At 66.1% G+C, this 23,953-nt stretch carries 13 protein-coding genes and 1 pseudogene; 11 read left to right on the top strand and 3 right to left on the bottom strand.

Features of this window, described 5'->3' with window-relative positions; translation table 11 throughout:
- The first annotated feature begins 804 nt into the window (after nt 1-804).
- The 10 genes from AC3FLX_RS17050 (at nt 805) to AC3FLX_RS17005 (ending at nt 18,890) form a co-directional block, all read left to right on the top strand.
- Nucleotides 805-3,708 carry a bifunctional glycoside hydrolase/polysaccharide deacetylase family protein gene (locus tag AC3FLX_RS17050; RefSeq protein ID WP_488698459.1) on the top strand — a complete coding sequence of 968 codons (2,904 nt, stop codon included), beginning with the start codon at nt 805-807 and terminating at the stop codon, nt 3,706-3,708.
- The gene (locus AC3FLX_RS17045) at nt 3,671-7,834 is read left to right on the top strand and encodes a tetratricopeptide repeat protein (protein WP_488698457.1); all 4,164 of its coding nucleotides are present in this window, start codon (nt 3,671-3,673) and stop codon (nt 7,832-7,834) included. Before AC3FLX_RS17050 ends, AC3FLX_RS17045 begins: the two co-directional genes overlap by 38 nt.
- Before the next feature lie 29 nt (nt 7,835-7,863).
- Nucleotides 7,864-8,412, top strand: coding sequence for a penicillin-binding protein activator LpoB (locus tag AC3FLX_RS17040; protein WP_488698455.1), 549 nt, complete (start codon nt 7,864-7,866; stop codon nt 8,410-8,412).
- Between the two features lie 38 nt (nt 8,413-8,450).
- Nucleotides 8,451-9,935, top strand: a complete 1,485-nt coding sequence (locus AC3FLX_RS17035; RefSeq protein WP_488698453.1) for a PelD GGDEF domain-containing protein — start codon at nt 8,451-8,453, stop codon at nt 9,933-9,935.
- Nucleotides 9,936-9,938: 3 nt separating this feature from the next.
- Nucleotides 9,939-10,925, top strand: a complete 987-nt coding sequence (locus AC3FLX_RS17030) for a tetratricopeptide repeat protein (protein WP_488698451.1) — start codon at nt 9,939-9,941, stop codon at nt 10,923-10,925.
- Nucleotides 10,922-12,520 (top strand): GT4 family glycosyltransferase PelF, encoded by a 1,599-nt coding sequence (pelF, locus tag AC3FLX_RS17025; RefSeq protein ID WP_488698449.1) that lies wholly within the window; start codon nt 10,922-10,924, stop codon nt 12,518-12,520. Before AC3FLX_RS17030 ends, pelF begins: the two co-directional genes overlap by 4 nt.
- 1 nt (nt 12,521) lies before the next feature.
- Nucleotides 12,522-13,892: an exopolysaccharide Pel transporter PelG gene (pelG, locus tag AC3FLX_RS17020; RefSeq protein WP_488698447.1), complete on the top strand. Its 1,371-nt coding sequence runs from the start codon at nt 12,522-12,524 to the stop codon at nt 13,890-13,892.
- Nucleotides 13,893-14,112: 220 nt separating this feature from the next.
- Nucleotides 14,113-14,820: a response regulator transcription factor gene (locus tag AC3FLX_RS17015; protein ID WP_488698445.1), complete on the top strand. Its 708-nt coding sequence runs from the start codon at nt 14,113-14,115 to the stop codon at nt 14,818-14,820.
- Nucleotides 14,813-16,471: a FecR domain-containing protein gene (locus tag AC3FLX_RS17010; RefSeq protein ID WP_488698443.1), complete on the top strand. Its 1,659-nt coding sequence runs from the start codon at nt 14,813-14,815 to the stop codon at nt 16,469-16,471. The genes AC3FLX_RS17015 and AC3FLX_RS17010 overlap by 8 nt, the downstream gene beginning before the upstream one ends.
- On the top strand, nt 16,461-18,890 hold the full coding sequence (locus AC3FLX_RS17005; RefSeq protein WP_488698441.1) for a CHASE2 domain-containing protein: 2,430 nt from the start codon (nt 16,461-16,463) through the stop codon (nt 18,888-18,890). Before AC3FLX_RS17010 ends, AC3FLX_RS17005 begins: the two co-directional genes overlap by 11 nt.
- A 241-nt stretch (nt 18,891-19,131) precedes the next feature.
- Here AC3FLX_RS17005 and AC3FLX_RS17000 read toward each other — a convergent pair whose 3' ends face one another.
- The 3 genes from AC3FLX_RS17000 to AC3FLX_RS16990 form a co-directional block, all read right to left on the bottom strand.
- Nucleotides 19,132-20,082 (bottom strand): MBL fold metallo-hydrolase, encoded by a 951-nt coding sequence (locus AC3FLX_RS17000; protein WP_488698439.1) that lies wholly within the window; start codon nt 20,080-20,082, stop codon nt 19,132-19,134.
- 128 nt (nt 20,083-20,210) lie between these two features.
- Entirely contained in the window at nt 20,211-20,537 is a 327-nt protein-coding gene (locus tag AC3FLX_RS16995; RefSeq protein ID WP_488698437.1) for a thioredoxin family protein, read from the bottom strand.
- Between the two features lie 70 nt (nt 20,538-20,607).
- The gene (locus tag AC3FLX_RS16990) at nt 20,608-22,941 is read right to left on the bottom strand and encodes an ATP-dependent DNA helicase (RefSeq protein ID WP_488698435.1); all 2,334 of its coding nucleotides are present in this window, start codon (nt 22,939-22,941) and stop codon (nt 20,608-20,610) included.
- Nucleotides 22,942-23,023: 82 nt separating this feature from the next.
- Between AC3FLX_RS16990 and xth the strand changes: the two are divergent.
- Nucleotides 23,024-23,788: pseudogene (gene xth, locus AC3FLX_RS16985) on the top strand (exodeoxyribonuclease III); the annotation flags it as partial.
- Nucleotides 23,789-23,953: the final 165 nt, after the last annotated feature.

Below are 23,953 nucleotides of genomic sequence, written 5' to 3'. Positions count from 1 at the left end.
GTGTCAATCAGACTTAGCCCCTAACGGTATTTCGGCATGCGAACAGCAGATATTAGAGATTTCTAGATCATTTCAGCATTTGTCGGACATCAGACCAAATCCAGCCGATCACATGACACGCATTTCGATATCTGTGGTACCGACAGTTCGTACGATCCGGTAACGCCGGTCCGCGCACGCTTCATCGCTGCCACAGATTCGGCCGCGCAAGACTACTCCATATGGACTATGGCTACCAATGGGTGATGCCATGACAATGCGCCAATAACCACAACCCGGCAGCCGCGTGAATGCGCGCGCATGCCGGAAAACGCGGCGTCGCATGCGCCGAACGATAGAACGGGGAATCCAATGTCCATGCATTTGTAGCCAGAAATGGCGACACGCGGGCCGCGGCGCCCGCCGCCGGTATTGCGCCGGCGATTCTTGCAGCCGCATTTTCCTGCAGTGGTCAGGTTCGTGCCGTGCCAATACCCGGCGTGATAGCACTCGCCCATGTCCTGCATATGTCACGGACCATTCGGCACAATTTTTGACAATCTCTCCGTGGCGAATGACCTAGCATCCGACCTGCTCGTGAATTAGCGAAAACACTAGTTCGAATACGGGCAGACGGCATAATGCGGGGCGCGAGCCGCACAGGCGGATGCGTCCGGACGCGCAGCACAACCGCGCGCCAAACCAACACCGAAAAAAAGCGGACAACAGCGAGTGAAGCGATTGCAGCGTTCTTTCCGGGGGCTTTTCCATGAAGTTGGCAACCATGCGCCAGGGCGTGCGGCATCGCATGCTTGCCGCCATGCGATGCTGGCTGTCGCGGTCGTCGCATCGCTGGGTGCGGTCGTGCTGGGCGCGTTGACGCCCTCGGCCGATGCCCTGGCCCAGGCCCCGGCCCCGGTGGTTCAGGCCCCGGCGGTTCAGGCGCCGGCCGCTCCCAACGTGGCCTTCCACTACGGCAGCAAGCCGCCCGTCGACCTGCTGCAGGCGTTCGACGTGGCTGTCGTCGAGCCTGACAGCGGCTTCGACCCGCGCAAGGCCAAGACCCCGAATACCGCCTGGTTCGCCTACGTGAGCCTGGGCGAGGTGCTGCCCAGCCGCGCCTACTTCAAGGACATCCCCAAGGCGTGGCTCACTGGCAGCAACGACGCATGGAATGCCCGCGTGGTTGACCAGGCCGCCGAAGGCTGGCCCGCCTTTTACGTCGATAAGGTCATCGCGCCGCTGTGGGACCGCGGCTACCGTGGTTTTTTCATCGATACGATGGATTCGTACCACCTGGTAGCCAAGACCGACGCCGACCGCGCAAAGCAGGAAGCCGGTATGGTGCGCGTGATCCAGGCGATCAAGGCGCGCTATCCCGACGCGAAGCTGTTGTTCAACCGAGGCTTCGAGATCCTGCCGCAGGTGCATTCGCTGGCCTATGGCGTGGTGTTCGAATCGCTGTTCCGGGGCTGGAACCAGGCGCAGGGCGCCTACACCGAGGTCAGCCAGCAGGACCGCGACTGGCTGCTGAACCAGGCCCGCATCATCCGTGACCAGTACAAGCTGCCGGTTATCTCGATCGATTATTGCCCGCCGGCCGACCGCAAATGCCAGCGCGATGCCGCGCGCCGCATCCGTGCGCTCGGCATTACGCCGTACGTGACCGATTCCGGGCTGCAGACCGTGGGCGTGGGCCAGATCGAGGTAATGCCGCGCCGCGTGCTGGTCTTGCAGGAAAGCCAGCCGGGCGTGTCGATCGATAACAGCGAGGGTGTGCGCTTTGTGTCGATGCCGCTCAACTACCTTGGTTATCGCGTCGATTTTGCCGAGACGAGAGATCCGCTGCCAGAGATCACGCCGGACCGCTACGCGGGCGTGGTGGTTTGGGCCAACGGCTATTTCTCGCGCAACGCGGGCCGCTTCCAGGCCTGGCTTGAAAAACTGACCGAGCAGGGCGTGCCCGTCGCGTTCATGAACGGGTTCGGCATGCCCGCAAGCAGTCCGCTGTTGCGGAACCTGGGTTTGAAGACGGTCAAGGGGCGCCTGTCGGGGCCCGTGCAGATCGTGTCGCAGGACAAGATGCTCGGCTTCGAGCAGCCCGTGGCGCCGGATGCCACCGAGGCGGTCGCCGTGCAGGTACAGGACGGGGCCGCCAACACGCGCTCGCTGCTGCGCTTGCGCGCGGGTGCCGTGACCTACGACGCCGCGGCCATTACTAAGTGGGGCGGCTATGTGACCGGCCCTTACGCGGTGCGCCAGAACTACGCCATTCGCCAGAATTCCTCCAGTGACCAGGACCGCTGGATCGTGCAGCCGCTCGACTTCCTGCGCGAGGCATTGCGCCTGCGACCGATGCCGGTACCCGACACCACCACCGAGAGCGGGCGCCGCCTGCTGACGATCCATATCGATGGCGACGGGTTTGCCTCGAAGGCCGAGATACCGGGCGGCGGCTTCTCCGGCGACGTGCTGCTCCGGGAAATCTTCGACCGCTATCGCCTGCCGATGACGATGTCGGTGATCGAGGGCGAAGTAGGCAAGACGGGCATGTATCCGAAACTGAGCCCCGAACTGGAGCCGATCGCGCGCAAGATCTTCGCGCAGCCGTATGTCGAGGTGGCCAGCCACACCTATTCGCACCCGTTTGAATGGGGTCGCACGGTGCCGGGCCATGAAAACGACGCGCGCGTCACCGAAGGCGACGACGACTACCACCTGGCGATCCCCGGCTACAAGCTGGATCTGAACCGCGAGATCGGTGGCTCCATCGACTACATCAACAAGGTGCTGTCGCCGAACAAGCCGGTGAAGATGCTGTTGTGGCCCGGCGACTGCCAGGCCCCGCCAGAAGCGATCAAGCTGACCGATGCCGCGGGTGTGCTGAACATGAACGGCGGCGACACGCTGATCACGCGCAGCAATCCCACCTGGACCGCCATCGCGCCGCTGGGCATCCACAAGGCCGATCACACGTTCCAGGTATTCGCGACCAACCAGAACGAGAACGTTTACACGAATCTGTGGCGCGGTCCGTACTACGGTTTCGAACGCGTGATCGAGACCTTCGAAATGACCGAGAAGCCGTATCGCTTCAAGGCCGTGAATATCTACTACCACAGCTACGCGGGCACCAAGGCGGCATCGTTGAAGGCGCTGCGCAAGGTGTACGACTATGTGCTGACGCAGAACCTGTTGCCGATGCACTCCACGGATTACGTGCTTAAGGTGCTCGATTGGCAGAGCATGGCCGTGGCGCGCGAACTTGGCGATGGCGCCGACGGCGCGGCGGCCGATGGCGCGTGGCGCGTGCGCGGCGACGGCAACCTGCGCAACCTGCGCTGGAGCGGCGCGGGCGTGCCCGACGTGGCCTCGGCAAGCGGCGTGACCGGCTCGTCGCCGGCGCCCGGCGGTGGCGTCTATGTGCACCTGGACGGCGGCAATGCGCGCTTCGGCTTCGTGCCGGCGGCCACGCGCGCCGTGCCGGAACTGCCCGAGGCCAACGGCCTGGTGCGCGACTGGCGCCGCGACGGCAACACCACCCGTTTTGCTTTCTCCGGCTACTACAAGCCGTTCTTCCGGCTCGCCAATGCCGGCCAGTGCAGCGTGACGATCGATGGCAAGCCCGCCCGTGGCGTGCGCGAGAACAACACGCTGCGTTTCGATACCCCTGCGGTGAATGATCCGATCCATGTCCAGCAACAAGTCGAAGTCCGCTGCGGCGCCTGAGCGCGAGCGGCTGTTGCCGCCGGCGTTGGTTCTGACCTTTACCGCAATGGTGGGAGTCGGCCTGGCGCTGATGTTCCCGCGCGAAACGCTGCGCGAACGCCTGCTTGGCCAGGGCCGGACGGTCGATGGCCTGACCGTGGCCTATCTGGAAGCCTGGTCGCGCGTGGCGCCCAACGACACGAGCTTCATGAGCGTGCTGGCCGAACAGTACGCGCGCAGCGGCCGGCTGGAAGACGCCGAGAAGATGCTCGAACGCATGATGGCGGTGCAGGGCCAGGATCTGACCGGTCAGATCCTGCGCACGCGCATCGAGATCACGCAGCAGCGCGCCTATGCGGCGCAGCCGGATTCGCCGGAACGTGCCGAGCGCCTGACGCTGATGAAGGACCTGCTCAAGCAGGCCACCGGCGACGCCGCCATGCGCCGCTGGTCGCTGGCCGACCTGCAGACGCTGGCCACGCAGTCGCGCCAGATCGGCGATGCCGACGCGGCCGGCGTGCTGTTCCGCGCGCTGGGCCGGCGCGACCCGGCCAATCTCGATTTCTATAACCGTCAGCTCGCCAGCATCGCGCTGGCCGGCGGCAATTACCGCGACTCCGCCCAGGCGCTGTTCGACGCGCAGGCACGCTCCAAGAACCTCTATGAACAGCGCACGCTGTTCCTGCAGGCATTGCAGACGCTGCAATCGGGCAACCTGCTGGACGAAGCCCTGGTCGAAGCCGAGCGCCGCGGCGGCAAGCTGCTCGACGATGCCGAGGTCCTGCGTTACCTGACGAAGCTGGCGCTGGCCGCCAACAAGCCGGATGTCGCAGCAAAGTACGTCGAACGGCTGCTGAAACTGTCGGCCAGCAAGCCATCGGACGCTGCACGGATCGCGCTGGCCGAGCTGCGCCGCGACGAGGCGCGCGCCGCCATGCGCCGTGTATCGGACACCGAGCCGTGGCTGGCCCGTGGCTATGTGTTCCTGGACGGCCCGCGCGGTGTGGCCGCGCGCGAGCAGATGCACGATTTCGGCATGCGCCGCGTGCACGCGGAAGTGGCGCCGATGCTGGCGCAGGCCGCGCCCAAGCCGGGTCCGGGCAATCCTACGCAGGCCGAAGCCCAGGCCACCGCAAAGGACGAAGTGGCCGCCGCCGTGGCAGCGGGCAAGTCCTTCAACGCCGACGACTACGACCTGGCCTATCGGGTGTTTCTGGCCGCGGGCAAGCTCGATCAGGCCCAGAGCGTGGCGCAGACCGCCGTGCGCCGGCTGCCTAATGAGCCGGTCTGGCGCGAGCGCCTGGCGCAGGTTTCCGAATGGAACCGCCAGCCGACGGTCGCGCTGCAGAGCTGGCTTGAATACGCGCAGGCCACCAACGACGAGCGCGCCTGGAACAACGTGATGCGCCTGGCGCCGGGCCTCAACGACGACCGCGCCTATCTGGCTGCCTTGCGTCACCGTTCCGCGGGCGGAGACCTGAAGACGATCGACGAGGTGATTGCCGCCTACGAGCGGCTCGGCGAACCCGAGGCCGGCATGGCGTTCCTCGATGGCCTGGCGAATGGTCCGAATGCGCGCCAGGTGATGGAGCGCAATGCCGACCTGGCCGAGCGCGCGGGCAAGGACGATCGCGCCTTCGAGCTCTACGGCCAGTTGCAGAAGCGCTTCGGCGCCCGGCCGCGCTACGCGGTCAAGCGCGCCAACATCCTCTTCGTACGGGGCCGCCTGAACGAGGCGATGGACGCGCTGCTGCCGGCGCGCAGCCAGGCAGGCCCGCAGGACCTGCTGTACTGGCGCACGTACACCGAGCTTGCCCGCCTGACGCAACGCGAGGATCTGCTCAAGGACGGCTATCGCCAGATGATGTTCGCGATGGCGCAGACCCATGACGATCATTGCATGCAGTTTCCGCCCGGCGCCGCCCGCAACGATTGCGTTGCGGAAGTGCGCGATACGGAGGAAGCGGATTTTTCGAACATGATCCAGTACTACGACCGCTCGCCCATCGACGCGGGTCGTATCGCCGAAGCGGGCTGGCGCAAAAGCGGCAAGTTCGATCAGTTCCAGCTCGCGGTGTATTACTACACGCGCGCGCACGCCTATCGCCGCATCGAGAAACTGCTGGCCGACCTGACTCCCGAGCAGAAGGCCGAAGCCGAATCGTCGGCCTTGTTTCTGATGCGCCGGGCAGAGTACTGGCGCCTGACCGGCAACCGCGACCGCGCGCTGGCTGACCTGCGCAGTGCCGCCGGGCAGGCCGACGCGGACAGCGAGACCTACGGCGCGCTGCTGTGGGCGCTCGTGGATACGGGCACCGATAGCGAAGTGCGCGCGGTGATGCAGCGTTTGAAGCCCAGCGCGGAAAACGACCCGGGTCTATGGGGCGCGTACGCGGCGGGTGCCATGCGTTTTCAGGATGGCCGCACCGCATTGCACTACCTGCACAAGATGCAGCAGGGCAAGAACGCCGATCCGCTCTGGCTGGGCCTGACCGCCGATGCGTACGACGCCATCGGCCAGACGTCGACGGCCTGGCGTATCCGCAAACAGGCGTGGATCGACCTGCATCACACGTGGGCGGCCGGCGGCGCGAACTGGGCCAACGCCTCGGAAGGCGATGACGAAGACGATGCGCAGGACGGACCCGCGCGCGCCGACCTGCGCCGCCAGGAAGTGGCGCTGGGCCAGATCTTTGCATCGGGCGATGTGTCGCGCAGCCTGGTGATCGAAATGCTGCGCCGCGATCGCGCCGAAGTGGCAGCGGGCCGTACGACGCCGAGCGATCGGAAGTCATCGTCGCAACTGGGCAATGTGCCGGGCCTGCCGTCGCTGGACGTGGCGCCGCCGGCAGCGCTGACCGAGGCGCAGCGCCGTCGGCAGAACCAGCTTTCGGCGGCGGGCCGCGAGGCGGCGCTGGCGTGGGCGATGTCGTCCGAATCGAACGATCTCGCGCGAGCGTGGCTGGCCCGGCAATACGCTGACCGGATGCAGCGCCCCGCTTATGCCGAAATCTCGATCGCGCTCGATAGCAACGACATGGACCAGCTTGGCCGGATCATGGAACGGCAGGCTGGGCGTGTACCGGTGACGAGCCAGATCGAAGCCAACCGCCAGCTGGACCGCTTGTCCACCGCGCAGACGCAGGCGTTCGAAACGCAGGAACTGGCCCGTACCGACGATACGCTCCAGCAAACGCTGGAAGACGCACTGCTGTTCAACGCCCAGGCCATCGAGCCGCGCGTTACGTTCCAGCGCCAGAAGCCACTGGAGTATTACGAGTACAGCCTGGCTGGCGGCGCGCGCCTGTGGGACGGCTTTGCGGTGAATCTGCGTGGCGTGTTCCGCGACCAGCGCAGCATCGACCGCACGCAACTGGACAACGTGCCCGCATCGGACCGCCGCGCCGAGCTGGGGCTGAGCTATCGGGACAGCCAGAAGAACTGGCTGCTCGGCGTGGGCCGGCGCGATGGCCTGCAGGGCTTTACCACGGCCCGCCTGACCGGCAACTGGAACCAGGAAGGCCGCATCCAGTACACCGGCACGTTTGGCTACAACCAGTCGGCCGACGAATCGTCGCAACTCCGCGTGGGCGGCATGAAGGATGTCGTGGAGCTTGGCGCCACATGGCGGCTGGGCCTGCGCGAATTCATCGGCGGCCGCGTGCAGTACAACCATTTCTACGGCCAGGACCGCACGGCACTGGGCCACGGCATGGTATTCGACGTCGAGGCCGGCTACCGTATCCGCACGCAGTATCCGGACTACACGGTGCGCATCGTTGGCACGCGCGGCATCTACAGCGCCAATGGCGGCACGTTGTCTTCGACGATGCAGCGGCTGCTGCCGGCCGGTAACGACGATGCGACGCCGGCGTTCTACATGCCGCAGAGCTTCACGCAGGCCGGTGTGCTGTTCGGCTTCGGCACCGACCTGATCGACGACTACACCCGCAAGTGGCGGCCGTTCCTGGAGGCCGGCGCACTGTACGACACGCGCGCCGGGCACAACTTCCGGGGACAGGTTGGCGTAGCCGGATCGGTGTTCGGCAACGATCATCTTTCGCTGTATGTCTCGCATGACACCGCGGCCCGCACCACGGGCACGCCATTGACCGAAGTTGGCCTGCGCTATCGCTGGCTCTATTGATTTTTTCAAGATAACGAGGGGGATCTAAGATGAACAGGACCAATACCCGCATGGGCCGGCTGATGGCATGGGGTGCCGCAATCGGCGCCGCGCTGTGGCTGGCCGGCTGCGCCGTGACCGATGTGGGCCGCGCGCCGCAGATGGCCGCTGGCGACACCGTGGCCGTGCTGCCGATCGTCAATTACACGGAAACGCCGCAGGCCGGCCTGCGTGCCGAAGCCATCGCGGAATCGCTGCTGAAGACCGGCGGCGTGGCCAACCTGAAGCGCTATCCGGCCGCGCTGAACCCGGAAACGCTGTTCGAGCCGGCCGAGCGTGAATCGGTGGGCAAGGCGCTGGAATGGGCACGTGGCGAACGCGCGCGCTATGCGCTGACCGGTGCCGTGCAGGAATGGCGCTACAAGGTGGGCGTCGATGGCGAGCCGGCCGTGGGTATCTCGCTGCAACTGATCGACGTGGCCACCGGCCAGGTGGTCTGGTCGGCCACGGGCAGCAACGCGGGCTGGAGCCGCGAGTCGCTGTCGGGTGTGGCGCAGAAGTTGCTGCGCCGCCTGCTGGCCCCGCTGATGCAGGGCTGAGAACAGGTCAGGTTGAACAGAGTTGAAAACAAGGACGGGTGACAAGCGTGGCTAACACCGCGGAAAAAAAGCGCCAGACGACTCGCCAGGGGCAGGGCATCAGCCTTGGCGGGCGCTATGCGCGCTGGCTGGCGCCCGCGGGAGGCGGAGCGGCGGCCGTGCTGGAAATGATCATCGTGATGGTGGCGGCCTTGGCCATCGCCTGGGTGATCCTGCCGCAGAACCCGCTGCTGCTGGGCCTGGGCTTTCCGTGGGCGTGGCTGCTGCCGGTGATTCTGGCGCTGCGCTACGGCACGCTGGTGGGTGTGGGTGCCGTGCTGATGTTGCTGGGCGGCTGGTTCTTCTTTGACGGCATTGGTGCGCACCACGAGGCGTTCCCGCGCATGTTCTTCCTGGGCGGCCTGCTGCTGGTGCTGGTGGCCGGGCAGTTCGGCGATGTCTGGAACACGCGGCTGGCACGTGCGCGCGCCGTGAACCGCTACCTGGACGAGCGGCTTGCCGCGCTCACCAAGAACCACTACCTGCTGCGCATTTCGCATGCTCGGCTCGAAAACGACCTGCTGGCCCGCCCGACCACGCTGCGCGACACGCTGTCGCAGCTGCGTGCCGTGGCGCTGCAGGACGCCGCGCGCGGTGCACAGGCCGAGCGCCTGGCCGGCGCGCAGCCGATGCTGCAAGTGGTGGCACAGGCTTGCCAGGTGGAAGGCGCGGCGCTGTTCGCGTGCGAGGGCGAGAAAATCGTACCGGATGCGGTGGCGTCGATCGGTCCCGGCTTTACGCTCGATGTCGACGATCCGCTCGTGCGGCACTGCATCGACACGCGCGAACTGGCGCATCTGCGCACCACGGGCCTGCAGCAGGAAGCACAGACCCGCTACGTGGCCGTGGCTCCGGTGCTGGCCGGGTCCGACCGCCTGATCGGTGTGCTGGTGGTGGAGCGCATGCCGTTCCTCTCGCTGACCTATGAAAACCTGCAATTGCTGATGGTGCTGATGGGCTACTACGCCGATGGCGTGGAGCATGCCCAGGCCACGCACGGCATTCAGGAGCTGGCCCCGGCGATTCCGTACGCCTTTGCGCTGGACTATGCGCGCCTGTCGCGCCTGCGCCGCGAAACCGGCGTCCACAGCTCCGTGGTGGCCCTGGTGTTCGATCTGGACGAAGCACGCGACGCGCTGTTCGAGCAGGTGGTGCGCAGCCGCCGGGCACTGGACGTGGCCTGGCCGGCGCGTGGCGCGCACCAGCGTGCCATGCTGACGCTGATGCCGCTGTCGGACAGCCAGGCGGTATCGGCCTACCTGGTGCGTATCGAGGATATGCTGCGCGCGCAGTTCGGCACCGATTTCGCCAGCGCGCATATCGGCGTGTACACGTTGTCCGTGCCGGCTGCCGGCGCGGAAGAAGCGCTGGTGCGCCTGCAGCATCGCTGCCATCTGGATGGCAATGCCACGGCGTCCGTTACCGCCGGCACCACGCCAGGCTCCGGCGCCGCGCCGGCCGCCGGCCAGACGCAGGCGGGCTGACGCATGGGCAAGCTGACCATCGGCGGCACCGCCATCCAGATATCGGCCCTGTACCTGCTGTTCCGTGGCGACACGGGCCTGCCGCTGCTGCTGTCGTTCCTGGGCCTGCAGGCGGCCGCCGCCGCGCTGCTCGGGCTGGCGTTGTGGCGCCTGCTGCCGCGGCGCTTTCGCACGCCGTTCGTGTGGAGCTACGCCTACCTGGCAGGGTTCTGCTTTTTCGTGCCGCTGGGCGGCGCGCTGGTCTGTCTGGGCAGCCTGTTGTTCTCGAAGCTGTTCCCCCGGCAACGAGACAGCGCTGGCATCGCGTCGGTGGCGCTGCCCGAGTTCGTCACGCATCTGATCCAGCGCGTCACGCATGGCGGCGGCGCGCGTTTGCGCGCGCAGCTCGGCAATACGCGCGCGCCGTTGCCGGAGCGCATGACGGCCCTGGTGGCGATGCAGTCGATGCCGACGCGCACGGCCAGCCCGGTGCTGCGCGAACTGCTGGCCGACAGCACCGACGATATCCGCCTGCTGGCCTACGGCATGCTGGACGGCGCGGAAAAGCAGCTGACGCAGAAGATACTCGGCGAGCTGCCGCGCCTGGAAGCCGCCGTTACCCCGCAGGCAAAGCTGGAAATCAACAAGCGCCTGGCCGATCTGTACTGGGAACTGATCTACCAGAACCTGGTGCAGGGCGATGTCTATCGCTACACGGCCAGTCAGGTGGAGCGCTACGCCAGCGCCGCGCTGGAGATCGACGATAGCAATGCAGCCCTGTGGTACATGCGTGGCCGCCTGGCGCTTTCCCGCAATGCCCCGGGCGAGGCGCGCGACTTCCTTGGCCGTGCCGAAGCACTGGGCTTTGCGCGCGAACGCGTGCTGCCGCTGCTGGCGGAAGCGGCCTACCTGGAACGCGACTACGCCGCGGTGCGCCGCCTGATGGCGGCTTTCGACAGTCCTTCGCCGCTCCCGCTGGTGCGGCCTCTGCTGCGGTATTGGCAATCATGAGCGAAATTCTGGTCAAGGGAACGTCCGCCGACGTCATGCTGCTGCTGGAAGGCACGTTCCCGTATGTAAGCGGGGGCGTGTCGAGCTGGGTCAACCAGATGATCCGCGCGTTTCCCGATATCCGCTTCGGCATCGTCTTCATCGGCAGCCGCCGCCAGGACTATGGCGACATGGTCTACCAGTTGCCCGACAACGTCGTGCATCTGGAAACCCATTTCCTGTACGACTTTCCGCCGCCGCCGCTGGTGCATGGCACCCCCGGCGACGTGCATGCGTTCGACCGCTCCGACGAACTTCACGAACTGCTGCGCGAGCCGGGCAAGGAAGCCGAAGCCGGCGAGCTGATACGTGAACTGATGCCGCAGCTGCGCGAGGGCGGGGCGCTGTCCGAGGATGCGTTCCTGTACAGCAAGCGTGCCTGGGACACGATCACCGACCAGTACCGCACGTTCTGCACGGACCCGTCGTTCACGGATTACTTCTGGACCATCCGCATCATGCACAAGCCGCTGTGGCAGCTCGTGCGGATTGCCGACGGCCTGATTCCGGCCAAGGTCTATCACACGGTGTCCACCGGCTACGCGGGTTTTCTGGGCGCGATGCTGCGCCATCGCAACGGCCGGCCGCTGCTGGTGTCCGAGCATGGCATCTACACCAAGGAACGCAAGATCGATCTGTTCCAGAGCCAGTGGATCCGTGACAACCGCAACATCTTCGAACGCGACATTTCCCAGATCAGCTATTTCCGCGAACTCTGGGTGCGCTTTTTCGAAACGCTGGGCCGGGTCTGCTACGAGGCCGGCGACGAAATCACGGCGCTGTACGAAGGCAACCGCCGCCGCCAGGTGCTGGACGGTGCGGCTGCCGAGCGCACGCGCAATATTCCGAACGGCATCAACCTGCCGCGTCTGTCGGCGCTGCGCGAGAAGCGCGCGCCTGGCGTGCCGCCCGTGCTTTGCCTGATTGGCCGCGTAGTGCCCATCAAGGACATCAAGACGTTCATCCGCGCCATGCTGACCGTGGTGCGCGAGTACCCCGAGGCAGAGGGCTGGATCGCGGGCCCCGAGGATGAGGACCCGGAATACGCGCGGGAATGCCGCAGCCTGGCCGAAAGCCTGGGGCTGGCGGACAAGGTGAAGTTCCTGGGTTTCCAGAAGATCGACGAGCTATTGCCGAAGGTAGGCGTGCTGGTGCTGAGTTCGATCTCCGAGGCGCTGCCGCTGGTGGTGCTCGAAGGTTTTGCGGCAGGCGTGCCGTGCGTGACCACCGACGTGGGATCGTGCGCCGAACTGATCTTCGGCCTGCCTGGCGAGGACGCCGACCTGGGCGCCGCGGGCGACGTGGTGCGAATTGCCGATCCGGCCGCGCTGGCGGGTGCTGCGCTGGGCCTGCTGCAGCATCCGGAGCGCTGGCAGGCCGCACAGGCATCGGGCATCGCGCGCGTGGAGAAGTTCTACACCCAGGAACAGATGGTGGGCAGCTATCGCACGCTCTATTCGGAGCTGATGACAATGCCGGACAACACGCGCCGCGAGCACGGCGCCAGCCCCGCGAAGTGCCCGGTGCACCACGGTGCGCAGGCAGGAGGACGCTGACATGGCCGGGATTGGATTCGAACTTCGCAAGATGCTCCGGCGGGATAGCCTGTCGGGCATGCTCAGCGCGTACGCCTATGCTGGCGTGATCAGCTCCGGCCCGTGGGTCCTGTCGATTCTGGGCATTCTGCTGATTGGGCTGCTGTCGATCGGATGGGTGATTCCCGGCGCGCTGATCACGCAGTTCCAGGTGTCGGTGACTTACCTGATAGCGTGCAGCCTGATATTGACCGGGCCGATGCAGCTATCGTTTACGCGCTTCACGTCGGACCGCCTGTTCGAAAAGCGCGCGGACATGGTGCTGTCGAACTACCACGCCGTGGCGCTGCTCTGCACCGTGCTGGCAGGCGCCATCGGCCTGGCGTGCGCGGTGTGGGCGTTCGACGAACAGTCGGTGCTGTACCGGCTGCTGATGATCGCGGGCTTCGTGATCATGAGCAACATCTGGATCGCGGCGATTTTCCTGTCGGGCATGAAGCAGTACAAGGCTATCGTGTGGACGTTCTTCGTCGGATACACGATTACCGTGCTGACGGCGCTGGGATTGCGGTCGCATGGGCTGGAGGGGCTGCTCGGCGGCTTCGTGTTCGGCCAGCTATGCCTGCTGGTGGGCATGATTACGCTGATCTACCGGAACTACACGAGCCATCGCTTCATGTCGTTCGAGGTCTTTCAGCGGCGCTATGCATACCCGAGCCTGGTGGCCATCGGGTTGTTTTACAACCTCGGCATCTGGATCGACAAATTCATGTTCTGGTATGCGCCATCCACGGGCCAGCCCGTGATCGGGCCGCTGCATGCGTCGATCATTTACGACATTCCGGTATTCCTGGCCTACCTGGCGATCATCCCCGGCATGGCGGTGTTCCTGGTGCGTATTGAAACCGACTTCGTGGAGTATTACGACGCGTTCTACAACGCGGTGCGCGGCGGCAGCTCGCTGGAGCACATCGAAGACATGCGCAATACGATGGTGCAGACCATCCGCCTTGGCCTGTACGAGATCGTCAAGGTGCAGGCCATCGCTTCGCTGCTGCTGTTCGTGGTGGGCGGCTGGCTGCTGCGGCTGCTGGGTATCTCCGAGCTGTACCTGCCGCTGCTCTATGTCGATGTGATCGGCGCAAGCCTACAGGTGGTACTGCTGGGCGTGCTGAACATCTACTTCTACCTGGACCGCCGCCGCGAGGTGCTGCTGCTGACCGGCACCTTCGTGGTCCTGAACTTCGTGCTGACCCGCCTGACGCTTTCGCTGGGACCGGCGTGGTACGGGTATGGCTTCGCGGTATCGCTGCTGATCGTGGTGGCGCTGTCGCTGTACCTGCTGGACCGCAAGCTGGACCGGCTGGAATACGAAACCTACATGCTGCAGTAAGCCTCCGCAGCCATGTGCGTGGCCCGCCGCCCGTCCTGGGCCGCGGGCCACGTTTTTATTACGCCCGCAAGTTCAAAACGGTGCTGCCATTTGTCTGCGGCGTGCGTGCAACACCCAATACGGTGCCTCCCCTCTAACGTGGCCTCGACGCGTCATGGCGCGTTTCGGTAACATGACGCCGCCGTGCCAGACACAGGCCGCAATGATCAGAGGGAAGTAGATGAGAATTGCCTCAGTGGAGGACGATACTGCCCAGGCAGGGCAGATCCGGCAGTTGCTTGAGGAAGCGGGTTTCAGCTGCACGAGCTTTGCCACCGGTGCCGCGTTCCTGCGCGCGCTGCGCGATCAGGCGTTCGACCTGATCCTGATGGATTGGCAATTGCCCGATACCAGCGGCTACGAGCTGGTCAGCTGGGTGCGCCAGCACTCGGGCCGGCTGCCGCCCATCCTGTTCCTGACCAGCCGTATCGATGAAGCCGACATCGTCGCGGGCCTGAGCGTGGGCGCCGACGATTACCTCGCCAAGCCGCTGCGTCCAGCGGAGTTCGTGGCGCGCGTGCGTGCGCTGCTGCGCCGGGCCTATCCGGAGGCCGTGCATGACGATGAGCTGATCCGCCAGGGAGACTACGTGGTGGACGCGCGCCGCCGCGCCATTGCGCTGGAAGGGCAGATCGTTGACCTGTCGCCGCGCGAATTCGACCTGGCGCTGTTCCTGTTTCGCAATATTGGCCGGCTGCTGTCGCGCGAGGTCATCGAGCAGGCCGTCTGGGGCAGGGCGATGGATGCCGGTTCACGCACCCTCGATACCCATATTTCGCGCCTGCGTATCAAGCTGGCGCTGCGTCCCGAACACGGGGTGCGCCTGAGTTCGGTCTATTCGCACGGCTATCGTTTCGAGGGCGCCGGTGCCGGCACGAGCGATGCGTAAGCGGCGCTGGCTTGGCCGCGCGGCGCTTTGCGCCGGCATGGCTGGTCTGATTCTGCCTGGCGGTGCGATGGCGGGGCCCGCGGGTAGCCAGGGCGGCGACTTCATTTACGAGGTCGAGCCAGGCGACACGCTGATCGGGCTTGCCGCGCGCTATATGAAGCATCCCGATGACTGGCGCCTGTTGCAGTCGCGCAACCGCGTTGCCGATCCGTACCGGCTGGTGCCTGGGACGCGCATTCGCATCCCGCTGGCCAGCATTCCCGTGGTGCCGGTCGTGGCGCAAGTGGTGTTCGCGCGCGGACAGGTTCAGGCCGATGGCCGCCCCGTCCAGGCTGGCATGCAGCTTCCCGAATCCTCCCAAATCGAAACCGGCGCCGATGGCGCGGTCACGCTCGAACTGCCGGACGGCACGCGCGTGGCGCTGCCGGCCGCCACGTCGGTCACGGTGCGCCGTTTGCGGGCCTTTGCGCGCAGCGGCCTGACCGATACCCGGATCGACCTGGGCCGCGGGGCGGCGGATTCGCGTGTGGCGCCGCAGGGCGGTGGGGTTGGCCGCTATGAAATCCGCACGCCGCTGATGGTGACCGGCGTACGCGGCACGCGCTATCGCGTTGCCGTGGACCGCGCGGGCAGCCGCAGCGAGGTTGCCGAGGGCAAGGTCGGCGTCGGCGCGCGCACTACCGGCGAGCAGGCCGTGGCCGCCGGATTCGGCGTCAATGCATCGGCGCATGGCCGGCTGGGCAAGCCGGTGCCACTGCTGCCGGCGCCCGGGCTGGTCCCGGTGGCGCAGCCCGTGACCACGGCTGCGCTGACGCTGCAATGGCCAGCGGTACCGGGCGCGTCGGGCTATCGCCTGGGCGTGGCGCGCGACCCGGCATTGACGGAATGGGTTCTGGGCACCGAGGTGCCCGTGCCGGAAGCGGTACTCGACAATTTGCCGGATGGCGCGTTGTTCGTGGCCGTCCAGGCATTGGACGCCGATGGCCTGGCCGGTCATGCCGGTGTGTTGCCGATCACCGTCAGACGCAATCCGCCAGCGCCGTTTTCGCTGACGCCACGGCCCGATGGCGTGGCCTATGGCGGCGAAGCGCAGTTCCGGTGGGCGGCCGTGCCCGGTACCACGGGCTATGAGCTGGAGATTGCGGCCGATGCGGGCTTTGCGCGGCAGAGCGATGTGCGCCGCGAGACCGATGTGGAAACAAGCCGGAAACTGCCCGACGGGCAGTGGTGGTGGCGGCTGCGTTCGCTGGACGCGCGCGGGGAACCGGGGCCGTGGGGCGACGCGCAACGCCTGCGCGTAGAGCCGGCGCCACCCGTGCCCGCTGCCCGCGACAATGGCGCCGAGTTGCTGGTGCGCTGGCCGGAAGATCGGGGCGCCCAGTCGGGCTACATCCTGCAGATGGCCAGCGATGCGGGCTTCGGGCGGAATCTCGTGACGTTGCGTGCGGAACGCAACGAACTCGCAGTGCCGCGCCCGGCGGCCGGCACGTACTATGTCCGGGTGGCGCGCGCCGACGGCACGGATGTGCCGACGGGTGGCGCATTCTCGGCGCCGCAGCGCATCGAACTACGCGCCGTCCTGCGCGACGCGGGCGGCGGCGTGGTGTTGATGGGAGGCATGGACCGTGGCGTCGAGACGGGTGTCCGCTAGCACCGCTGCCGCCTTTTTTCATCGCCGCACCCGCGTGGAGTGGGTGCTGCTGCTGGTCGCCGTGGTGCTCGTCACGGCGCTGGTGGCACGCTTCAAATGGTTCGAGCGCGCCGACCTGGCCGTGCTCGATTTCTCCATTTCAAGCCAGCCACATGCGCCGCGCAACGATATCGTGCTGGTGGCGATCGACGACGCGAGCATCAGCGCGATCGGGCGCTGGCCGTGGCGGCGCACGGTACTGGCGTCATTGATCGACCATATCGCGGCGGACAAGCCGCGTGTCATCGGTATGGACGTGATTCTGTCCGAGCCGGACATCCGATATCCCGCCGATGACATGGAGCTGGCACAGGCCATTGCGCGGGCGCGCAACGTGATCCTGCCCGTGGTGGCGGAATCGGGAGCGACCGGCCCTGTCATGCGGCGCCCCCTCGAAGCGTTCTCCACGACCACCGGCCATATCAACATGACTGCCGATGCCGACGGGTTGGCCCGCTCGGTATATCTGCGAGAGGGCGACGGCAATGTCGCGCCGGCCTGGCACTTTGCCGCGGCGATGGCCGCCTACGGCCAGGCGTCGCCGCCGTCGCCGGCGTCGTTCCGCCATGAAGTCGCGCGGCGTATCGACAGCGCGGGCTGGATCAGCGAAGACCGCCTGCGGATTCCGTTCGCCGGGCCGCCGGGCACATTTCAGCGGGTGTCGGTGCTCGATGTCCTGTCCGGCGAGCTTGGCGCCGGGTTCTTTCGCGGCAAATACGTGATCGTTGGTGCGATGGCCACCGGCATCGGCGATGTGTTCACCACGCCGGTATCGCGCAACGGCCGTGGAATGAGTGGCGTGGAAATCCTGGCCAACGTGCTGCAGGCATTGCGCGATGGCACGGGCATCGTGCGGGTGCCATCGCTGGCTGGCTGGTTTGCGACGCTGCTGCCCGTAATGCTGGCGGCGCTGGCCGCGTGGATGCTCACGCCACGCGACGCGCTGATTGCGGTGGCCGTGCTGGTGGCGGCGCTGATCGGCGGCAGCATCATGCTGGTGGGCAGCATGCAGCTCTGGTTCGCCCCGTCCGCGGCGGTGTTTGGCTGTCTGCTGGTGTATCCGTTATGGAGCTGGCGGCGCCAGGAAGCCGCGCTGCGGTTTCTGTCGGAGGAACTGGCGCGGCTGGTGCGCGAGCCGGGCCTGCTTGGCGCGCCGACGCGCGTCGATCATTCGCTCGATGGCCGCATGCAGGCCGTCTACGACATGACGTCGCGCCTGCGCGACATGCGCCGCTTTCTGTCGGACGGACTCGAAAGCCTGCCCGAGGCGACGGTGATCTGCAATCTCGATGGCGGCATCCTCGTGGCCAATCGCCGCGCGGTAGGGCTGGTTCCCGCCGTGCTGCAGGGGATCAACGACCTGCCCCAGCCGGCGGGCCTGGGTGGACTCCCCGCCGACGACGGCTATGCCGCGCACCACGCCGATGCCTATGGCGGACTCGATCGTCCCGGCCTGCCGGACATCATCGAGACGCTGTTTCCGGTGCCCGGGCCTGGCCTGGCGTACTGGGACGCGCTGTGTGGCGCGCTGGATGCCGATGCCCCCGTGACGTCGTCATCGGATTCGCATGGCGTGGAGCTGGCCACCGAGGACGATCGTCGCTACCTGCTTCATGGCGCACCGCTGCACGGCGAGGCAGGGCGCCCGGCCGGTGTCATCGTCAGTCTGATCGATATCACGACCGTGCGGCGGGCGGAACGCCAGCGCGAGCAGACGCTGCACTTCCTGTCGCACGACATGCGTTCGCCGCAGGCTTCGATTCTGGCGCTGATCGACCTGCAGTCGCGGCCCGAGCGGGCCTTGCCGCAGCCGGAGCTGCTGGGCCGCATCGGCGAGCACGCGTACCGCACGCTGGCGCTGGCCGACGATTTCATCCGGCTTGCGCAGGCCGAATCGCAAAGCCTGGCGTTTGCCGATGTCGAGCTGACCGCGCTGGTGCTCGATGCCACCGATGAGATGTGGGCGCTGGCCAAGTCGCGCGGCATTGAGTTGAGGCTCGATCTCGATGGCGATGGTGTGACGTTGCGGGCCGCGCCGGCACTGCTGGTGCGCGCGATAGCAAACCTCGTCAGCAACGCCATCAAGTTCAGCCCCGACGGGGCGCCGGTCACGGTGGGTCTGCGCAGGCTCGGGCCGTACATGGCCATCGAGGTGACCGACCAGGGGCCGGGCATTGCGCCGGAGGCCCAGGCCCGTCTGTTCCGGCCATTCAGCCGCGTGCATGCACCGGGTAGCGACGCGCCATCGGGCAGCGGGCTGGGGCTGGTCTTCGTGAAAACCGTCGCCGAACGGCACGGCGGGCGTGTGATGCTGAAGAGCGCGGCGGGCGAGGGCGCAACGTTCTCGATCTGGCTGCCGCTACGCTATCGGGCCGGCTGAAAGGGCCCAAGCGCGTGTGCGACGCACGCGTCAACGATGCTTGCCGACACAATTGTTGGCAATCGGATTTGAAAAAATTGCCTACGATCTGTCGGCCACGGACACCGCATCCGTGGTCTTCATGCCCACGTCGTGTCCCGGCGTGGGCGTTTTTTTCAAAACGGGCTGGAAACCGGGCTTCTCCCCTCGCGGGCTGCGTCCTCCAAAACACCTTGCGGAGCACGCAGGCACCGCACGGGTCCTACCGTACCTCCATCAGATCCTTACCCACGACGATCCGCCCGCTGTAGTGCTTGCGCACATCGGCCGCCCACATTTCATCGGTGATGCGATCGTCGTCGCCGGGCACGAAGTGGCTCAGCACCAGCGTCTTCACGCCCGCCGCCGCGGCGATGCGGCCGACGTCTTCCGTCAGCGTGTGGCTTTCCAGAAAATGCTTCTTGATGGTGGCGCCGTTGGCCACGCGCGCGACCAGCGCATCGATGCCCGGGCCGTACATCGCCTCATGCACCAGCACGTCGGCACCCTTGGCGAACTCGGCCAGTTTCGGGTTGTACGCGGTGTCGCTGGAGAACACGATGGTGCGGTCGGCGGTCTCGAAGCGGTAGGCGAAGTTGTCGACGATGGGTGGATGCGGCGTGCGGAACGCGGTCACCTTGACGTCCGCATTCTGCAGGACCACACCGTTGTCCGTGATATCGGTGGCCTCCACGAGCTTGCGGATGTCGGGGCGGCCTTCGTCGGCGATGCGCGTGTCGATATCGAAGCGGTTCAGCGCCCAGTACGTGCGCGTCATCTCGGCCGTGCCTTTCGGGCCGTAGGTGTGCACGGTCTGGTTCAGGCCAGTGGCCCACGCGTTATAGATCAGGTTGCCGTATTCGAGATCGTGGTCCGAATGGTGGTGGCTGATGAATACATAGCGCAGTGCCGACAGCGGCACGCCCGCGTTGACGAGTTGACGCGACACACCCGTGCCGCAGTCGATCACGTAGGGGACGCCGTTGATCAGCAGCAGATTGGCGGGATTGGAGCGCGAGCCGCCCACCCGTGGGCCGCCCTTGGTGCCGAGCAGGATCAGGCGGGTGCCGCCTGGTCTGGCAGCGGGTTGTGCGAACGGGAGTTGTGGAAGCAGGGCCGTGCCGGCGGCGGCCATGCCCAGGCCGAGGACCTTGCGGCGTTGGGGCTGAAACACGCGTTGTCTCCTTGATATTGTCGTGGCGAAGAGAGCCACAACCTTAGCGCCGGCCTTCGCGCGCCATCAAGGGACGAATCGAACGTTCAGTGGGACAAAGCGAACCAGCCGCCCGGTTTTGCGGGTAATCACCCGTCGATCTTGCGCATCGCCTCGGTGATTTCCCGAGCCGCGTTCGGGCGCACCAGACGGGCCACTTCCTGGCCATCGCGCAGAAAGATCAGCGTGGGCCACAGCTTCACACGAAACGATCTTCCCAACGGGCGGCCGCTGCCGTCTTGAACCTTGATGTGGTCGATCGCCGGGTGTTCGTCGAAAGCGGTTTCGATCAGCGGCTGTGCGCGCTGGCAGAAGCCACACCAGTCGGTGCCGAACTCCAGGATCGTGGCGCCGCGCAGGGCATCGATCTCCGCGCGCGTGGGTTCGGTGGTGGCAAAGCTGCGGGTCATGCTCATCGGCGAGGCTCCGTTCGGGCACGGTTGTCTGATGCGCCGGCACGCGAATTCCGCGCCGGCGGCGTAGCCGTCATTCTGCCAGCGACAGCGGTTGCGCGCTGGGCGGGGCGCCGGTCAGAATTTCCCACCATGCCGGCAAAAGCGCCCGCACTTCGCTCCGCGCATAGCGGTCGTCAATCAGCCAGACCACGCCGCGGTCCTGCTGGGTACGGATGACGCGGCCCGCCGCCTGCACTACCTTGCGCAGTCCCGGATAAAGGTAGGCATAGTCGTAGCCCTGGCCGAACGCGGCGTCCATTCGCTCTCGCAGCTGCTCGTTGATCGGATTCACCTGAGGCAGGCCCAGCGTGGCCACGAAGGCGCCGATCAGGCGATCGCCAGGCAGATCGACGCCTTCCGAAAACACGCCACCCAGCACCGCAAAGCCAATGCCCTGGCCACCCGGTGCAAATGCATCGAGAAATGCTGTCTGGCCGGCTTCCGTCATGCCGCGTGCCTGCGACCACGTCGGGATATCGGGATGGCTTTCGGTCAGCAGCGCGGCCGCCTGCTGCAGGTATTCATGGCTGCTGAAGAAAGCCAGGTAGTTGCCGGGCCGTCTTGCAAACTGCTCGGCCATCAGCCGAACGATGGCGGGCAGCGAGCGCTGCCGCTGGGCATAGCGCGTGGAGATGTGCCGTGCCACATGGACGTCGAGCTGCTCGGACTGGAACGGCGATGGCACTTCCACCCACACCGCGCTCGCTGGCAGGCCCAGCAGGTTTCGATAGTAGTCGGCCGGTTGCAGTGTGGCGGAAAACAGCGTGGTGGAATGGGCACCCGCGAATCGCGGGGCCAGGTAGGGGGCGGGCAGCAGGTTACGCACGCAGAGGTCGGCATCCACACCCGACTTGTTGCGCGGCGTGCGCGTGATGTCGAACAGCGAATGCTTGCCACCATATTCGGTCATCTGCTCGGCCAGACGCAGAAAGTGCATCGCATCGAAGTAAAAGCGTTCCAGCGTGGCGTCATGCCGCTGCGGATGCTCGCTCATGTCGTCGATGATGGCCGTGCAGAGCTGGATCAGGGCCTCGACGAAAGCCGCGGGTTCGTCGTCGCGCGTTTCATACGCCGCCTCGCCCGACTTTGCCAGGGAATTCCATTGCCGGTAGACGCGGTCCATCGGGCGTTTCAGCGCGCCCGGCGCGGCCAGCCGCACGCCACGGAACGCCGCATGATCCAGCGTGGACGTGTACATCGCGCGGCCACGTTCCACAAGATTGTGCGCTTCGTCCACCAGTACGCTGACACGCCATTCGTTCAGCGCGGTCAGCATGTAAAGCAGTGCGCTGCGATCGAAATAGTAGTTGTAGTCGGCCACTACCAGATCGCTCCAGCGGATCATCTCCTGGGCCAGGTAGTAGGGGCAGATATCGTGCGCGCGGGCGATGTCCCGCGTGGTGGCGCGATCGAGCAGCGGCGCGCGGCTGGCGGCGTCGCGCGCGGCGGGCAGCCTGTCGTAGAAGCCCTGTGCGAGCGGGCACGATTCGCCGTGGCACGCCAGGTCCGGATGCTCACAGGACTTGTCGCGCGCGGTGAGTTCCAGCACACGTAGCGGGGTTTCGTCGGTGTTCTGTCGCAATTGCCGCGTGGCATGCAGTGCCACGGCGCGGCCCGTGGATCGCGCGGACAGAAAGAAGATTTTGTCCAGACGCTGCGCCGGCATGGCCTTGAGGGCAGGGAACACCGTGCCGATCGATTTGCCGATACCGGTTGGTGCCTGGGCCAGCAGCGTACGCGCGGTTGCGTTGGCCTTGTAGACCGATTCGGCCAGCAGGCGCTGACCATCGCGGAACGTGCCATGCGGAAAGGCCAGCGTCTGCAGCCCGGCATCGCGGGCCAGGCGATGTGCCGCTTCGCGTTCGGCCCAATGCATGAAGCGGCGGCAGCTATCCTCGAAGAATTCGCGCAGCGCTTGCGCGTCGAAGCGCTCCCTGAGTACGCGCTCGCGCTGGCTGACGATATCGAAATAGACCAGTGCCACGTCGATCTGCTTCAGTTCGCGCGACTCGCACAGCAGCCAGCCGTAGATCTTGGCCTGGGCCCAGTGCAACGCCTGGTGGTTCGGCGGAATCTCCACCTTCTCGCCGCGCACGGTTTTGATTTCCTCGACGCGGTTGGTCACCGGGTTGTAGCCATCGGCCCGGCCACGCACGCGCAAACCTTCGAAATCCCCCGACAGGGCCACTTCGGCCTCGTAGCCGGGGCCGCGCCGGCTGGTCACCACGCCGTGCCCAGCCACGCCTTCCTGCCCGGTGGGCGAAGGCGTGAAGCGCAGGTCGAGATCGCCCGCCTTGGCCGTGAACTCGCACAGGGTGCGCACGGCGACGGTATAGCGGGGCGGATCGGCGGAGGTGATGGGCAAGGCGCAAATGACAATGGAATCGCGGGACTGTATAAATATACAGTGATCGGACACCGACAGGAAATCCGCGCGCAACAATGGCGTGCGCACGCGCCTGCAGGCACTGCTGAACTGGCTCGGACGCGAGGCGCCTGACGTGGCCTGCCTGCAGGAGCTGAAGGCGGTGGACGAGGGTTTTCCGATCGAAGAGATCCGCGCGGCCGGATATGGCGCCATCTGGCATGGCCAGAAATCGTGGAATGGCGTGGCGATCCTCGCCAAGGGTGCCGACCCCGTGGAGGTGCGGCGCGGCCTGCCGGGTGGCGACGCGGATACGCAGAGCCGCTATATCGAGGCGGCGGTGGAAGGCGTGTTGATCGCGTGCCTTTACCTGCCGAACGGCAATCCGCAGCCCGGGCCGAAGTTCGACTACAAGCTGGCGTGGTTCGAGCGGTTGATCCAGCATGCGCAGGGCTTGCTGCATAGCGGCCACCCGGTGGTGATCGCCGGCGATTTCAACGTGGTGCCCACCGACGACGATATCTACAACACGCGCTCATGGCTCAAGGACGCGCTGCTGCAGCCCGAAAGCCGCGAGTGCTACCGGCGGCTGCTTGCGCAGGGCTGGACCGATGCATTGCGCGAGCGCTTTCCCGACGAAAGGATCTATACGTTCTGGGATTATTTTCGCCAGCACTGGCAAACCAATTCGGGCCTGCGCATTGACCATCTGCTGCTGAGTCCGGATCTACGGATGCGCGACGCGGGCGTCGACAAGTGGGTGCGAGGGGAAGAGAAGGCGAGCGATCATGCGCCGGCGTGGGCGGTGATCGATATCATGCCGGCTGCCGCGAAGAAAACTGCTGCGAAAGCACCGGCAAAGAAAGCACCGGCAAAGAAGGTGGCTACGAAGAAGGTGGCTACGAAGAAGGTGGCGGGAAAGACTGCGGCACCGGCGAAGACTGCCGATAAGAAGGCGGCGATGCCAAAAAAAACCGCCGGGAGAACGAACCCGGCGTCGGAGAAAGTGGTG

The organism is Cupriavidus sp. 291-E7 (assembly GCF_057798835.1).
This window is presented reverse-complemented; position numbering and strand designations above follow the sequence as displayed.

Coding starts and splice junctions, on each gene's coding strand:
- AC3FLX_RS17050 (WP_488698459.1), top strand. CDS start 805: ATGCTGGCTGTCGCGGTCGTCGCATCGCTGGGTGCGGTCGTGCTGGGC.
- AC3FLX_RS17045 (WP_488698457.1), top strand. CDS start 3,671: ATGTCCAGCAACAAGTCGAAGTCCGCTGCGGCGCCTGAGCGCGAGCGG.
- AC3FLX_RS17040 (WP_488698455.1), top strand. CDS start 7,864: ATGAACAGGACCAATACCCGCATGGGCCGGCTGATGGCATGGGGTGCC.
- AC3FLX_RS17030 (WP_488698451.1), top strand. CDS start 9,939: ATGGGCAAGCTGACCATCGGCGGCACCGCCATCCAGATATCGGCCCTG.
- pelF (WP_488698449.1), top strand. CDS start 10,922: ATGAGCGAAATTCTGGTCAAGGGAACGTCCGCCGACGTCATGCTGCTG.
- pelG (WP_488698447.1), top strand. CDS start 12,522: ATGGCCGGGATTGGATTCGAACTTCGCAAGATGCTCCGGCGGGATAGC.
- AC3FLX_RS17015 (WP_488698445.1), top strand. CDS start 14,113: ATGAGAATTGCCTCAGTGGAGGACGATACTGCCCAGGCAGGGCAGATC.
- AC3FLX_RS17010 (WP_488698443.1), top strand. CDS start 14,813: ATGCGTAAGCGGCGCTGGCTTGGCCGCGCGGCGCTTTGCGCCGGCATG.
- AC3FLX_RS16995 (WP_488698437.1), bottom strand. CDS start 20,537: ATGAGCATGACCCGCAGCTTTGCCACCACCGAACCCACGCGCGCGGAG.